At 57.1% G+C, this 12,998-nt stretch carries 10 protein-coding genes and 1 tRNA gene; all 11 read left to right on the forward strand.

Going from position 1 to position 12,998, the window contains the following annotated elements; all coding sequences use genetic code 11:
• Positions 1 to 117: EF-Tu C-terminal domain-related protein (locus tag AC097R_RS20325; protein WP_446033001.1), on the forward strand; the 117-nt coding region annotated here is incomplete at its 5' end.
• Between the two features lie 9 nt (positions 118 to 126).
• Positions 127 to 202 (forward strand) — tRNA-Trp (locus AC097R_RS20330).
• A gap of 98 nt (positions 203 to 300) precedes the next feature.
• The gene (gene secE, locus AC097R_RS20335) at positions 301 to 684 is read left to right on the forward strand and encodes a preprotein translocase subunit SecE (RefSeq protein WP_479600048.1); all 384 of its coding nucleotides are present in this window, start codon (positions 301 to 303) and stop codon (positions 682 to 684) included.
• Positions 684 to 1,274, forward strand: a complete 591-nt coding sequence (gene nusG, locus AC097R_RS20340) for a transcription termination/antitermination protein NusG (RefSeq protein WP_310346146.1) — start codon at positions 684 to 686, stop codon at positions 1,272 to 1,274. Before secE ends, nusG begins: the two co-directional genes overlap by 1 nt.
• Positions 1,275 to 1,412: 138 nt before the next feature.
• Positions 1,413 to 1,844, forward strand: a complete 432-nt coding sequence (gene rplK, locus AC097R_RS20345) for a 50S ribosomal protein L11 (RefSeq protein WP_479600049.1) — start codon at positions 1,413 to 1,415, stop codon at positions 1,842 to 1,844.
• Positions 1,845 to 2,540 (forward strand): 50S ribosomal protein L1, encoded by a 696-nt coding sequence (gene rplA / locus AC097R_RS20350; protein WP_105261492.1) that lies wholly within the window; start codon positions 1,845 to 1,847, stop codon positions 2,538 to 2,540.
• Positions 2,541 to 2,771: 231 nt separating this feature from the next.
• Positions 2,772 to 3,299 (forward strand): 50S ribosomal protein L10, encoded by a 528-nt coding sequence (rplJ, locus tag AC097R_RS20355; RefSeq protein WP_479600050.1) that lies wholly within the window; start codon positions 2,772 to 2,774, stop codon positions 3,297 to 3,299.
• Positions 3,300 to 3,341: 42 nt separating this feature from the next.
• A complete protein-coding gene (rplL, locus tag AC097R_RS20360; RefSeq protein WP_479600051.1) occupies positions 3,342 to 3,716 on the forward strand; it encodes a 50S ribosomal protein L7/L12 in 375 nt (124 codons plus the stop codon).
• Between the two features lie 274 nt (positions 3,717 to 3,990).
• Positions 3,991 to 8,103, forward strand: coding sequence for a DNA-directed RNA polymerase subunit beta (gene rpoB / locus AC097R_RS20365; protein ID WP_479600052.1), 4,113 nt, complete (start codon positions 3,991 to 3,993; stop codon positions 8,101 to 8,103).
• Positions 8,104 to 8,122: 19 nt separating this feature from the next.
• The gene (gene rpoC / locus AC097R_RS20370; protein WP_479600053.1) at positions 8,123 to 12,346 is read left to right on the forward strand and encodes a DNA-directed RNA polymerase subunit beta'; all 4,224 of its coding nucleotides are present in this window, start codon (positions 8,123 to 8,125) and stop codon (positions 12,344 to 12,346) included.
• A gap of 116 nt (positions 12,347 to 12,462) precedes the next feature.
• Positions 12,463 to 12,996: a hypothetical protein gene (locus AC097R_RS20375; protein ID WP_479600054.1), complete on the forward strand. Its 534-nt coding sequence runs from the start codon at positions 12,463 to 12,465 to the stop codon at positions 12,994 to 12,996.
• The last annotated feature ends 2 nt before the right edge of the window (positions 12,997 to 12,998 follow it).

A 12,998-nucleotide genomic window follows, 5' to 3' on the forward strand; every position in this document is an offset into this window, starting at 1 on the left:
GTGTCGATCACTGTGAAGCTGATCAACCCCATCGCCATGGAAGAAGGCCTGCGCTTCGCCATCCGCGAAGGTGGGCGTACCGTCGGCGCCGGCGTGGTCGCGAAAATCATCGCGTAAGGAAAATCTAGGGGTATAGCTCAATTGGCAGAGCGTCGGTCTCCAAAACCGAAGGTTGTAGGTTCGATTCCTACTGCCCCTGCCACCTGGGAATAGGTGGCAACCAAGCCCGCTACGGTGTAGCGGGCTTCAGTGTCTTGAGGATGCTGAAAATTTAGTACAAGTGAAACGCGAATAAAGACTATGGCCACGACACAAGTTCAAACCGTCAACACCGGCGCAGACAAAGCCAAGCTGGCTGCTGCTGCATTGCTGGTCGTTGCTGCGCTGGCTGCCTTCTACTTGCTGACTAAGCAGGGGCAGCTGGTTCAGTGGGCTGCACTGATCGTGGGTCTGGGCTTGGCCGCAGGCGCTTTTTTTACGTCGGAAACCGGGCGCCAATTGATTGCGTTTGGCCGAGACGCTTGGCGTGAAGTCAAGAAAGTGGTGTGGCCTGCCCGCAAAGAGGCAATCCAGATCACGGCTTATGTGTTTGGGTTTGTGCTCATCATGGCACTTTTCCTGTGGCTCACGGACAAAACCCTTGAGTGGCTTTTTTACGATCTGATCCTGGGGTGGAAAAAATAATGACTGATGACGTGGTAATTCCCGTAGCAGAGCAGCCCGCATCCGCGCCTGTGAATCCAGATCTGCGCTGGTATGTGGTGCATGCCTACTCCGGTATGGAGAAGGCTGTTGAGCGCAACATCATTGAGCGCATCACCCGTGCCGGCATGCAAAGCAAGTTTGGCCGCATCCTCGTTCCCATGGAAGAGGTGGTTGAAGTTAAGAACGGCCAGAAGAAAACCACAGAACGCAAGTTCTTCCCCGGCTATGTGCTGGTGGAAATGGTGATGGATGACGAAAGCTGGCATTTGGTGAAGCACACCAACAAGGTGACGGGCTTCGTCGGCGGCGCCAAGAACCGCCCCGCGCCCATCTCCGAAGCCGAAGTGATGAAGATCGTCAACCAGATGCAAGAGGGCACCGAGAAGCCGCGCCACAAAATCGAATTTGTGGTTGGCGAGTATGTGCGCGTCAAGGAAGGCCCGTTCACCGACTTCAATGGTTCGGTGGAAGACGTCAACTACGAAAAAAGCAAGGTGCGGGTGTCGGTCACTATTTTTGGCCGTTCCACCCCGGTGGAATTGGAGTTTTCTCAGATCGAGAAGACCTAAGATTTGCTGGCCAGCAATGGCCGGTGTTGCATTTGCGTTATCCGACTCGGCGCGAATGAATTTCAAGAGTCGTTAACCCCGGGGAGCCGAGGTCTGAGTTGTTCAGCACCAAGGCGTTATTACCCGTAAGGAGAAATCATGGCGAAAAAAATCGTTGGCTTCATCAAGCTGCAAGTGCCAGCTGGTAAAGCCAATCCATCCCCCCCGATCGGCCCAGCATTGGGTCAGCGCGGTTTGAACATCATGGAATTCTGCAAGGCATTCAATGCGCAGACCCAAGGTGTTGAGCCGGGCCTGCCTTTGCCTGTGGTGATCACGGCATTTGCTGATAAGAGCTTCACGTTCGTGATCAAGACCCCGCCTGCGACGGTTCTGATCAAGAAGTCCATCAAGCTGGACAAGGGTTCTGCCCGTCCGCACACCGACAAGGTTGGCAAAATCACCCGCGCTCAGCTGGAAGAAATCGCCAAGACCAAGATGAAGGATTTGACTGCCGCCGATCTGGATGCCGCTGTTCGCACCATCGCTGGTACTGCCCGTTCCATGGGCGTGAATGTGGAGGGCGTGTAAATGTCCAAGCTCACTAAAAAACAAAAAACGCAAGTTGGCAAGATCGACAGCAACAAGCTGTACGCCCTGACAGATGCACTGGGTCTGGTGAAGGAATTCGCCAACGCCAAGTTCGATGAGTCCATCGACGTGGCAGTGCAACTCGGCATTGATGCCAAGAAGTCTGACCAAGTAGTGCGTGGCGCCGTCGTGTTGCCTAACGGCACTGGCAAGACCAAGCGCGTGGCTGTGTTCGCCCAGGGCGCCAAGGCTGAAGAGGCCAAGGCCGCTGGTGCTGATATCGTCGGCATGGACGACTTGGCCGCTATGGTCAAGGCCGGTGACATGCCTTTCGATATCGTGATTGCTGCTCCTGATGCCATGCGCATCGTGGGTACCCTGGGCCAGATCCTGGGACCACGTGGTTTGATGCCTAACCCCAAGGTTGGCACCGTCACCCCGGATGTCGCTACTGCGGTGAAGAACGCCAAGGCTGGTCAAGTGCAATTCCGTGTGGACAAAGCCGGTATCGTGCACAGCACCATCGGCCGTCGTTCGTTCGAGTCCGCCCAGCTGCAAGGTAACTTGGCTGCTCTGGTGGACGCGCTGAACAAAGCCAAGCCTGCTTCGAGCAAAGGTTTGTATTTGCGCAAAGTCGCAGTTTCGTCAACCATGGGTGTGGGTGTCCGCGTAGACCTGCAAACCATCTCGGCGTAATCGCAAATTTAAGCCTCCGGAAACGGGGGCTTAGTGTGGTGGGTCGTTCTGCTAACCAGTAGAGCGAGCCATCCAAGACCGTTGGTGTGCAGGCAACTGCGCTTAATAGTTTTAAGCCAACGCAGATGGCGATCCCGCTGCAGATGGAATGAGAGTTCTGTTAACAGTTGGTCGCTGCAATGTGGAGCACCACGTGACGCAAGTTGCAAGGTGCATTTAAAGGAGTAGACCTTGAGTCTGAATCGCAGTGAGAAAGAAGCAGTCATCAGTGATGTGACTGGCCTCGCCGCTAAAGCTCAAACGCTCGTGATCGCGGAATACCGTGGCATCACGGTCGCTGACATGACCAAACTGCGCAACAACGCGCGCAGCAATGGTGTGAGCCTGAGTGTGTTGAAAAACACCTTGGCCCGCCGTGCTGTCGCCGGTAGCAGCTTTGAAATTGTGTCCGACCAGATGACCGGTCCTCTGATCTACGGCTTTTCCGAAGACGCAGTGGCTGCCGCTAAGGTGGTGGCCGAGTTCGCGAAAACCAACGACAAGTTGGTGATCCGTGCTGGTGCGTACGGCGGTAAGGCTCTGGACGTGAACGGCGTGAAGCAATTGGCAAGCATCCCTTCCAAGGAAGTGTTGTTGGCTCAATTGTTGGGCTTGATGCAATCCCCCATTTCGCGTACAGCCCGTGTGCTGGCCGCATTGGCGGAACAGCGTGGCGCAGGCGCAGCAGAAGCTGCCCCCGCAGAGGCAGTGGCCGCTTAATTGCGCCCTGTCTGTAGTAACCAATATTGTTAGGAAATCAAAATGGCATTCGATAAAGACGCATTTTTGACCGCGCTGGACAGCATGACGGTCATGGAACTCAACGACCTGGTGAAAGCCATCGAAGAGAAATTTGGTGTGAGCGCTGCAGCTATGTCTGCTCCCGCTGCTGGCGGTGGCGCTGCTGCTGCTGCTGTTGAAGAGAAGACCGAGTTCAACGTGGTGTTGACTGAAGCCGGCGCCAACAAGGTGTCCGTCATCAAGGCCGTGCGCGAAATCACGGGTCTGGGCTTGAAAGAAGCCAAGGATCTGGTGGATGGCGCTCCCAAGGCAGTCAAGGAAGGTGCTTCCAAGGCTGACGCTGAAGCCGCTAAGAAGAAGCTGGAAGAAGCTGGCGCCAAGGTCGAACTCAAGTAATCGACTACTTTGCCTGGGCTGGAGGTTCCGAAAGGGCCTCCAGCCTTTGCTGCTTGTGAGAATCTAAATTAGTGCACACTCAAAAGCGGTCCAAAAACCGTTTTTGAGTGTCTTCTGATCCGACTGCAGAAGATGCCTTGGTACGGGTTGTGTGCAATGCGCAACCGTCCGCCAGTGATTGGTAGTGGCCAATCGCCAAGCCTGTTGAGAGTGGTGCTCAACGCGACAGTCGCCTAGGACCCCCAGGATTCCTCAGCCTTTGCCCGGAGATCTAATGGCTTACACATACACAGAACGCAAGCGAATTCGCAAAAACTTCGGTAATCGCGATAGCGTGCTCGAGATTCCCTACTTGCTGCAAATGCAAAAAGACGCGTACACCGCGTTTTTGCAAGCCGACGTAGCCCCCAAAAAACGTACGGTTGAAGGCCTGCAAGCTGCGTTCGAAGCTGCCTTCCCCATCGTCTCTCACAACGGCTTTGTGGAGATGAAGTACCTCGAGTACAACCTCGCAAAACCAGCGTTCGATGTGCGTGAATGCCAAACCCGTGGTTTGACCTTTGCCTCCGCCGTGCGTGCCAAGGTTCAGCTGATCATCTATGACCGTGAGTCCTCCACCGGGCAAAACAAGGTTGTGAAGGAAGTCAAGGAACAAGAGGTCTACATGGGCGAAGTGCCCCTGATGACTGGCAAAGGCTCCTTCATCATCAATGGCACGGAACGCGTCATCGTGTCCCAGCTGCACCGTTCCCCTGGCGTGTTTTTCGAGCACGACAAGGGCAAGACCCACAGCTCGGGCAAGCTGCTGTTTTCCGCACGCATCATTCCTTACCGCGGCTCCTGGCTCGATTTCGAATTCGACCCCAAAGACCTGCTGTACTTCCGTGTGGACCGTCGCCGCAAGATGCCCGTCACGATTCTGCTCAAGGCCATTGGCCTGAACAACGAATCCATCCTGGCCAACTTCTTTGTCAACGACAACTTCCGTTTGATGGACAGCGGCGCCCAGATGGAGTTCGTGGCTGAGCGTCTGCGCGGGGAAGTCGCCCGTTTCGACATCACCGACAAGAGCGGCAAAGTGGTGGTGGCCAAAGACAAGCGCGTAACCGCGCGCCACACCCGTGAGCTGGAGCAATCGGGCACTTCGCACATCAGCGTGCCTGAAGATTTCTTGATCGGCCGCGTGGTGGCCCGCAATGTGATCGATGGCGACACCGGCGAGATCGTGGCCAAGGCCAACGAAGAGCTGACCGAAGCGCTGTTGAAGAAGCTGCGTACCGCAGGCATTCAGGATCTGGCTTGCATCTACACCAACGAACTGGACCAGGGTGCGTACATTTCGCAAACCCTGCGCACCGACGAAACGGTGGATGAGTTTGCTGCGCGCGTGGCCATCTACCGCATGATGCGCCCTGGTGAGCCACCCACAGAAGATGCAGTTCAAGCGTTGTTCCAGCGCCTGTTCTACAACCCCGACACCTACGACCTGTCGCGCGTGGGCCGCATGAAGTTCAACGCCAAGATGGGCCGTTCGGAATCGACCGGCCCCATGGTGCTGACCAACGAAGACATCTTGGCTGTGGTCAAGATTCTGGTGGATCTGCGTAACGGCCGCGGCGACGTGGACGATATTGACCACTTGGGTAACCGCCGCGTGCGTTGCGTGGGTGAGTTGGCCGAGAACCAGTACCGCACAGGTTTGGCACGTATTGAAAAAGCAGTGAAAGAACGTCTGGGCCAAGCCGAGCAAGAGCCTCTGATGCCCCATGACCTGATCAACAGCAAGCCCATTTCGGCTGCGTTGAAAGAGTTCTTCGGTGCGTCGCAGCTGTCTCAGTTCATGGACCAGACCAACCCGTTGGCCGAAATCACCCACAAGCGCCGTGTATCGGCCCTTGGCCCAGGTGGTTTGACGCGCGAACGCGCTGGCTTCGAAGTGCGAGATGTGCACGTGACCCACTACGGTCGTGTGTGCCCTATTGAAACACCCGAAGGTCCAAACATTGGTCTGATCAACTCGCTGGCTTTGTATGCCCGCCTGAACGAATACGGTTTCATCGAAACACCGTACCGTCGCGTGGTGGATAGCAAGGTCACGATGGACATTGATTACCTGTCGGCGATCGAAGAAGGCAAGTACGTGATTGCCCAGGCCAATGCGGCCTTGGACAAAGACGGAACCCTGACCGGCGACTTGGTGTCTGCCCGTGAAAAAGGCGAATCCATTCTGGTGGGTGCTGAGCGCGTGCAGTACATGGACGTGTCACCTGCACAGATCGTATCCGTGGCGGCATCGCTGGTTCCATTCCTGGAGCACGATGATGCGAACCGCGCACTGATGGGCGCCAACATGTCGCGTCAAGCCGTCCCCGTGCTGCGTCCGGAAAAGCCCATGGTGGGTACCGGTATCGAGCGCGTTGCTGCGATCGACTCTGGCACGGTGGTCACCACGACCCGTGGCGGTATCGTGGACTACGTGGATGCGACCCGTGTTGTGATCCGCGTGAACGATGCTGAAGCGCAAGCTGGCGAAGTTGGTGTGGACATCTACAACCTGATCAAGTACCAACGTTCCAACCAGAACACCAACATCCACCAGCGCCCCATTGTCAAGAAGGGCGACAAACTGGCCAAGGGCGACGTGATTGCCGACGGTGCCTCTACCGATTTGGGCGAAATCGCCATCGGCCAAAACATGCTGGTGGCTTTCATGCCTTGGAACGGCTACAACTTCGAAGATTCGATCTTGATCAGCGAGCGCGTGGTGGCTGAAGACCGCTATACCTCGATCCACATCGAAGAACTCGTGGTGATGGCGCGTGACACCAAGTTGGGTGCGGAAGAAATTACCCGCGACATCCCCAACCTGAGCGAGCAGCAGCTGAACCGTCTGGACGAATCCGGCATCATCTATGTGGGTGCAGAAGTCCTTCCTGGCGACACGCTGGTTGGCAAGGTCACTCCCAAGGGCGAGACTACGCTGACCCCCGAAGAGAAGCTGCTGCGCGCCATCTTCGGCGAGAAGGCTAGCGACGTGAAAGATACGTCCCTGCGCGTGGACCAGGGCAGCTCTGGCACCGTGATCGACGTGCAAGTCTTCACGCGTGAAGGCATCACCCGCGACCGCCGCGCCCAACAGATCATCGATGACGAACTCAAGCGTTTCCGTCTGGATCTGAATGACCAGTTGCGCATTGTGGAAGCGGATGCGTTTGACCGTATCGAGAAGCTGTTGACTGGCAAAGTTGCCAACGGCGGCCCACAAAAGCTGGCCAAGGGTACCAAGCTGGACAAAGCCTACTTGGCGTCTGTCGAGAAGTTCCATTGGTTCGACATTCGTCCTGCGGACGAAGAAGTCGCGAGCCAACTGGAAAGCATCAAGAACTCGCTGGAGCAGACCCGCCACAGCTTCGACCTGGCTTTTGAAGAAAAGCGCAAGAAGCTCACACAGGGCGACGAGTTGCCCGCAGGCGTGCTGAAGATGGTCAAGGTCTACATCGCGGTCAAACGTCGTCTGCAGCCTGGTGACAAGATGGCCGGTCGCCACGGTAACAAGGGTGTGGTCTCCAAGATCACGCCCGTGGAAGACATGCCTTACATGGCTGACGGTACCCCTGTGGATATCGTGCTGAACCCGCTGGGCGTGCCTTCGCGTATGAACATCGGCCAGGTGCTGGAAGTTCACCTGGGCTGGGCTGGCAAGGGCTTGGGTCACCGCATTGGCGACATGCTGCAACGTGAAGCTGCCGCGACCGAAATCCGTGGCTTCTTGGAGCAGGTCTACAACAGCACGGGTCGAAAGGAAGACTTGGCCCAACTGTCTGACGCAGAAGTGCAGGAAATGGCAAAAGAGCTCACCAGTGGTGTGCCCTTTGCCTCTCCCGTGTTTGACGGCGCGACGGAAAAGGAAATTGGCGACATGTTGCAACTGGCCTATCCGGATGACGTAGCCAAGGCCAAGGGCCTGACTACCGCGCGCACCCAGGCGCAACTGTATGACGGCCGTACCGGTGACGCTTTCGAGCGCACCACCACGGTTGGGTACATGCATTACCTGAAGCTGCACCACTTGGTCGACGACAAGATGCACGCCCGTTCCACCGGTCCTTACAGCTTGGTGACCCAGCAACCTCTGGGCGGTAAAGCCCAGTTCGGTGGCCAGCGTTTCGGTGAAATGGAAGTGTGGGCACTGGAGGCCTATGGCGCGTCATACGTGCTGCAGGAAATGCTGACGGTCAAGTCCGATGACGTGCAAGGTCGTACCAAGGTGTACGAGAACATCGTCAAGGGTGAGCACTCCATCGAAGCCGGTATGCCGGAATCGTTCAATGTGTTGGTCAAGGAAATTCGCTCCTTGGGCATCGACATCGAACTCGAACGTTCTTAATTGAAAGGGAAAGAGTCACATGAAATCTTTACTCGACCTGTTCAAGCAGTTCACCCCCGATGAGCATTTCGATGCCATCAAGATCGGTATGGCTTCGCCTGAAAAGATCCGCTCGTGGTCTTTCGGTGAAGTGAAAAAGCCTGAAACCATCAACTACCGCACGTTCAAGCCTGAGCGCGACGGCCTGTTCTGCGCCAAGATCTTCGGACCCATCAAGGACTACGAATGCCTGTGCGGTAAGTACAAGCGTTTGAAGCACCGCGGTGTGATCTGCGAGAAGTGCGGCGTTGAAGTCACACAGACCAAGGTTCGCCGTGAACGCATGGGCCACATCGATTTGGCTGCGCCTTGCGCCCACATTTGGTTCCTGAAGTCCCTGCCCAGCCGTCTGGGCTTGGTGCTGGACATGACACTGCGTGACATCGAACGCGTGCTGTACTTTGAAGCATATGTTGTGACCGACCCCGGCATGACCCCGCTGAAGAAGTTCAGCATCATGTCCGAAGACGATTTCGACGCCAAGTTCAAGGAATACGGCGACGAGTTCCAGGCCAAGATGGGCGCTGAAGGTATCAAGGACCTGCTGCAAAGCATCGATATCGAAGGCTCCATCGAGAAGCTGCGCAACGACCTGACCGGCTCTGAACTCAAGATCAAGAAGAACGCCAAGCGTTTGAAGGTCTTGGAAGCGTTCAAGAAATCCGGCATCAAGCCCGAGTGGATGGTGTTGGATGTGTTGCCCGTGCTGCCGCCGGACCTGCGTCCGTTGGTGCCGCTGGACGGCGGACGCTTTGCGACCTCCGATCTGAACGACCTGTACCGCCGCGTGATCAACCGCAACAGCCGTTTGCGCCGTTTGCTGGAGCTGAAAGCGCCAGAAATCATTGCGCGCAATGAGAAGCGTATGTTGCAAGAAGCCGTGGACAGCTTGCTGGACAACGGCCGTCGCGGCAAGGCCATGACAGGCGCCAACAAGCGTGCGCTGAAGTCTTTGGCTGACATGATCAAGGGTAAATCCGGTCGTTTCCGCCAGAACTTGCTGGGCAAGCGCGTCGATTACTCCGGTCGTTCCGTGATTACCGTGGGCCCAACGCTCAAGCTGCACCAGTGCGGTCTGCCGAAATTGATGGCTTTGGAATTGTTCAAGCCCTTCATCTTCGCGCGCCTGGAAGCCATGGGCATTGCGACCACCATCAAGGCCGCCAAGAAGGAAGTCGAATCCGGTACGCCCGTGGTTTGGGATATTCTGGAAGAGGTCATCAAAGAGCACCCCGTGATGCTGAACCGTGCGCCTACGCTGCACCGTTTGGGTATCCAGGCCTTTGAACCTATCCTGATCGAAGGCAAGGCCATTCAACTGCACCCACTCGTTTGCGCGGCCTTCAACGCCGACTTCGACGGTGACCAGATGGCGGTTCACGTGCCCTTGTCGGTCGAAGCGCAGATGGAAGCCCGCACTTTGATGCTGGCGTCCAACAACGTGCTGTTCCCAGCCAACGGCGAGCCTTCCATTGTTCCTTCTCAGGACGTGGTGCTGGGTCTGTATTACACGACCCGCGAGCGTATCAATGGCAAGGGCGAGGGCTTGATCTTTGCCGATACCGGCGAAGTGCAACGCGCGTTTGATGCGGGTGAAGTCGAGTTGAACGCCAGCATCAATGTGCGTTTGACCGAGTACACCAAGGACAAGGAAACCGGCGAATTTGTGCCCTCTACCAAGCTGTGGGAAACCACCGCTGGCCGTGCACTCTTGTCCGAAATTCTGCCCAAGGGCTTGCCTTTCTCCAACATCAACAAGGCGTTGAAGAAGAAGGAAATCTCCAAGCTGATCAACGTGTCTTTCCGCAAATGCGGATTGAAAGAGACCGTGGTGTTCGCCGACAAGCTGCTGCAAAGCGGTTTCCGCTTGGCGACCAAGGCTGGTATCTCCATCTGTATCGACGACATGCTGGTGCCGCAAGAGAAGCACGAAATCATTGCGCGCGCCCAAAAGGAAGTCAAAGAGATCGAGCAGCAGTACGTGTCTGGTCTGGTGACGTCTGGTGAGCGCTACAACAAGGTGGTGGACATCTGGGGCAAGTCGGGTGACGAAGTGTCCAAGGTGATGATGGCCAAGCTGTCCAAGGAAATGGTCACGGACCGCCATGGCAAGCAAGTCCAGCAAGAGTCATTCAACTCCATCTACATGATGGCCGACTCCGGCGCCCGCGGTTCTGCTGCGCAGATTCGTCAGGTGGCGGGTATGCGGGGTCTGATGGCCAAGCCTGATGGCTCCATCATCGAGACACCCATTACCGCCAACTTCCGCGAAGGTCTGAACGTGCTGGAGTACTTCATCTCCACCCACGGTGCCCGTAAGGGTCTGGCGGATACGGCGTTAAAGACAGCGAACTCCGGTTACCTGACACGTCGTCTGGTTGACGTGACGCAAGATTTGGTGGTGACTGAGCAAGACTGCGGAACGCACAACGGCTACCTGATGCGTGCCATCGTCGAAGGCGGTGAGACGATCGAATCGTTGCGCGACCGTATCTTGGGCCGTACCGCGGCTGACGACGTGTTGCATCCAGAGAACCGCGCAGTTCTGGCGCCCGCTGGTGCCATGCTGGACGAAGACCTGATCGAAGAGCTGGAAGCCGCAGGCGTGGACGAAGTCAAGGTACGTACGGCACTGACCTGCGAAACCCGCTTTGGTATCTGCGCCAAGTGCTACGGACGCGATCTGGGCCGCGGTGGTCTGATCAACGGCGGTGAAGCTGTCGGTGTGATCGCTGCCCAGTCCATCGGTGAACCCGGTACCCAGCTGACCATGCGTACCTTCCACATTGGGGGTGCTGCTTCGCGCGCTGCGATCGCCTCCAGCGTGGAGGCCAAGTCCAACGGAGCCATCGGCTTCAACGCCACCATGCGCTATGTGACCAACAGCAAGTCTGAGTTGGTGGTGATTGCCCGTTCCGGCGAAATCATCATCCATGACGAGCATGGTCGTGAGCGCGAGCGCCACAAGGTTCCGTACGGTGCCATCCTGACGGTCAAGGCCGACCAGGCCGTGAAGGCTGGTGCGATTTTGGCCAACTGGGATCCATTGACGCGCCCCATCATTACCGAGTTCGCGGGCAAGGCCCACTTCGAGAACGTCGAAGAAGGTCTGACGGTGGCCAAGCAGGTCGATGAAGTGACCGGTCTGTCCACGCTGGTGGTGATCGATCCCAAGCGCCGTGGTGCTGCCAAGGTTGTGCGTCCTCAGGTCAAGCTGATCGATGCCTCTGGCCACGAAGTGAAGATTCCTGGTACCGATCACTCGGTGACCATTGGCTTCCCCGTGGGCGCGTTGGTGCAAGTGCGCGACGGACAGGACGTGGGTCCTGGCGAAGTGCTGGCCCGTATCCCTATCGAAGGTCAGAAGACCCGCGACATTACCGGCGGTCTGCCGCGTGTGGCCGAGTTGTTCGAAGCCCGTTCGCCCAAGGACAAGGGTGTCCTGGCCGAAGTCACCGGTACCGTGTCCTTCGGTAAGGAAACCAAGGGCAAGGTCCGCTTGCAGATCACCGATCCCGAAGGCAAGGTCTGGGAAGAACTCGTGCCCAAGGAAAAGAACATCTTGGTGCACGAAGGCCAAGTGGTCAACAAGGGCGAGTCCGTGGTGGACGGTCCTGCCGATCCACAGGACATCCTGCGCCTGCTGGGCTCCGAAGAACTGGCACGCTACATCGTCGACGAAGTGCAGGACGTGTACCGCTTGCAAGGCGTGAAGATCAACGACAAGCACATTGAAGTGATTGTTCGTCAGATGCTGCGCCGCGTGGTGGTGGAAGCTACCGGTGACTCTGGCTACATCAATGGCGAACAGGTCGAGCGCTCCGAAATGCTCAACACCAACGATGCATTGCGTGCGGCTGGCAAGATCCCTGCGGTCTACACCAACCTGTTGCTGGGTATTACCAAGGCGTCGCTGTCGACAGACAGTTTCATCAGCGCGGCTTCCTTCCAGGAAACCACCCGCGTGCTGACCGAGGCGGCCATCATGGGCAAGCGCGACGAGTTGCGTGGCTTGAAGGAAAACGTCATCGTGGGTCGTTTGATCCCCGCAGGTACGGGCCTGGCCTACCACGAAGCGCGCAAAGTGCGTGAGACGATGGACGATGCCGAGCGTCGCGCCATTGCAGAAGCCGAAGCTGCCGAATTGGCAGGGGGTGTGGATGCTGGTGAATACCAGTCCAATGAAGGTGCTGCTGCCGAGTAATCGCGCAGAGCCCTAGTGGCTGTGGCGCCCCAAGTCTGCGAAAGCAACTTGGGGCGTTTTTTTATGGGGCGGCTGTAAGCTCTTTAAGATGGCTTATCTGGTCGGAAGGGGTGGGCATGAATGCTTCATTGTTGTTGTGGCTGCTGCTGGCCGCATTGGTTTTCTGGGGTGTGGGCCTTTACAACCGCCTGATGCGATTGCGCGCGCGCGGCATGGAGGTACTTCAGGTATTGGAGAAACACATGCGCGCCTGCGCTGCAGTGGTCAATGCCTCCTTGTCCGATGGCGCCATGACAGACAACAAGCCGCCCGCGGAGTGGGAGGCGTTGGCGACGGCCATTCAGGCACTCGATGCAGCGTGGAAGGTGCCACGTCCCAATCCGTTGGCTGCAGCCTCGTTGTTGCCGCTGGCAGTTGCGTGGGATGCTGTGCATGCCCAATGGCTGGCGGCCAGTGATGTACCTGCCGATTTGGCCGGGCCCAGTGTGCCGCCGGAATTGCGTGCGGACTGGGATGCCAGTGTGCTCAAAGTACAAAGTGCACGCGGTGGCCTGAACCAGATTCTGGGGCGTTACAACGAAGCCATCCGCCAGTTCCCTGCCAGCACTGTCGCTGGCGTCATGGGGTTTCTCCCCGCAGGACAACTTTAAGT

The organism is Rhodoferax sp. ZS1R25 (assembly GCF_056521335.1).

Bases quoted from the DNA above. Each gene is read 5' to 3' on its own strand.
- secE (WP_479600048.1), top strand. From the start codon at position 301: ATGGCCACGACACAAGTTCAAACCGTCAACACCGGCGCAGACAAAGCC.
- nusG (WP_310346146.1), top strand. From the start codon at position 684: ATGACTGATGACGTGGTAATTCCCGTAGCAGAGCAGCCCGCATCCGCG.
- rplK (WP_479600049.1), top strand. From the start codon at position 1,413: ATGGCGAAAAAAATCGTTGGCTTCATCAAGCTGCAAGTGCCAGCTGGT.
- rplA (WP_105261492.1), top strand. From the start codon at position 1,845: ATGTCCAAGCTCACTAAAAAACAAAAAACGCAAGTTGGCAAGATCGAC.
- rplL (WP_479600051.1), top strand. From the start codon at position 3,342: ATGGCATTCGATAAAGACGCATTTTTGACCGCGCTGGACAGCATGACG.
- rpoB (WP_479600052.1), top strand. From the start codon at position 3,991: ATGGCTTACACATACACAGAACGCAAGCGAATTCGCAAAAACTTCGGT.
- rpoC (WP_479600053.1), top strand. From the start codon at position 8,123: ATGAAATCTTTACTCGACCTGTTCAAGCAGTTCACCCCCGATGAGCAT.
- AC097R_RS20375 (WP_479600054.1), top strand. From the start codon at position 12,463: ATGAATGCTTCATTGTTGTTGTGGCTGCTGCTGGCCGCATTGGTTTTC.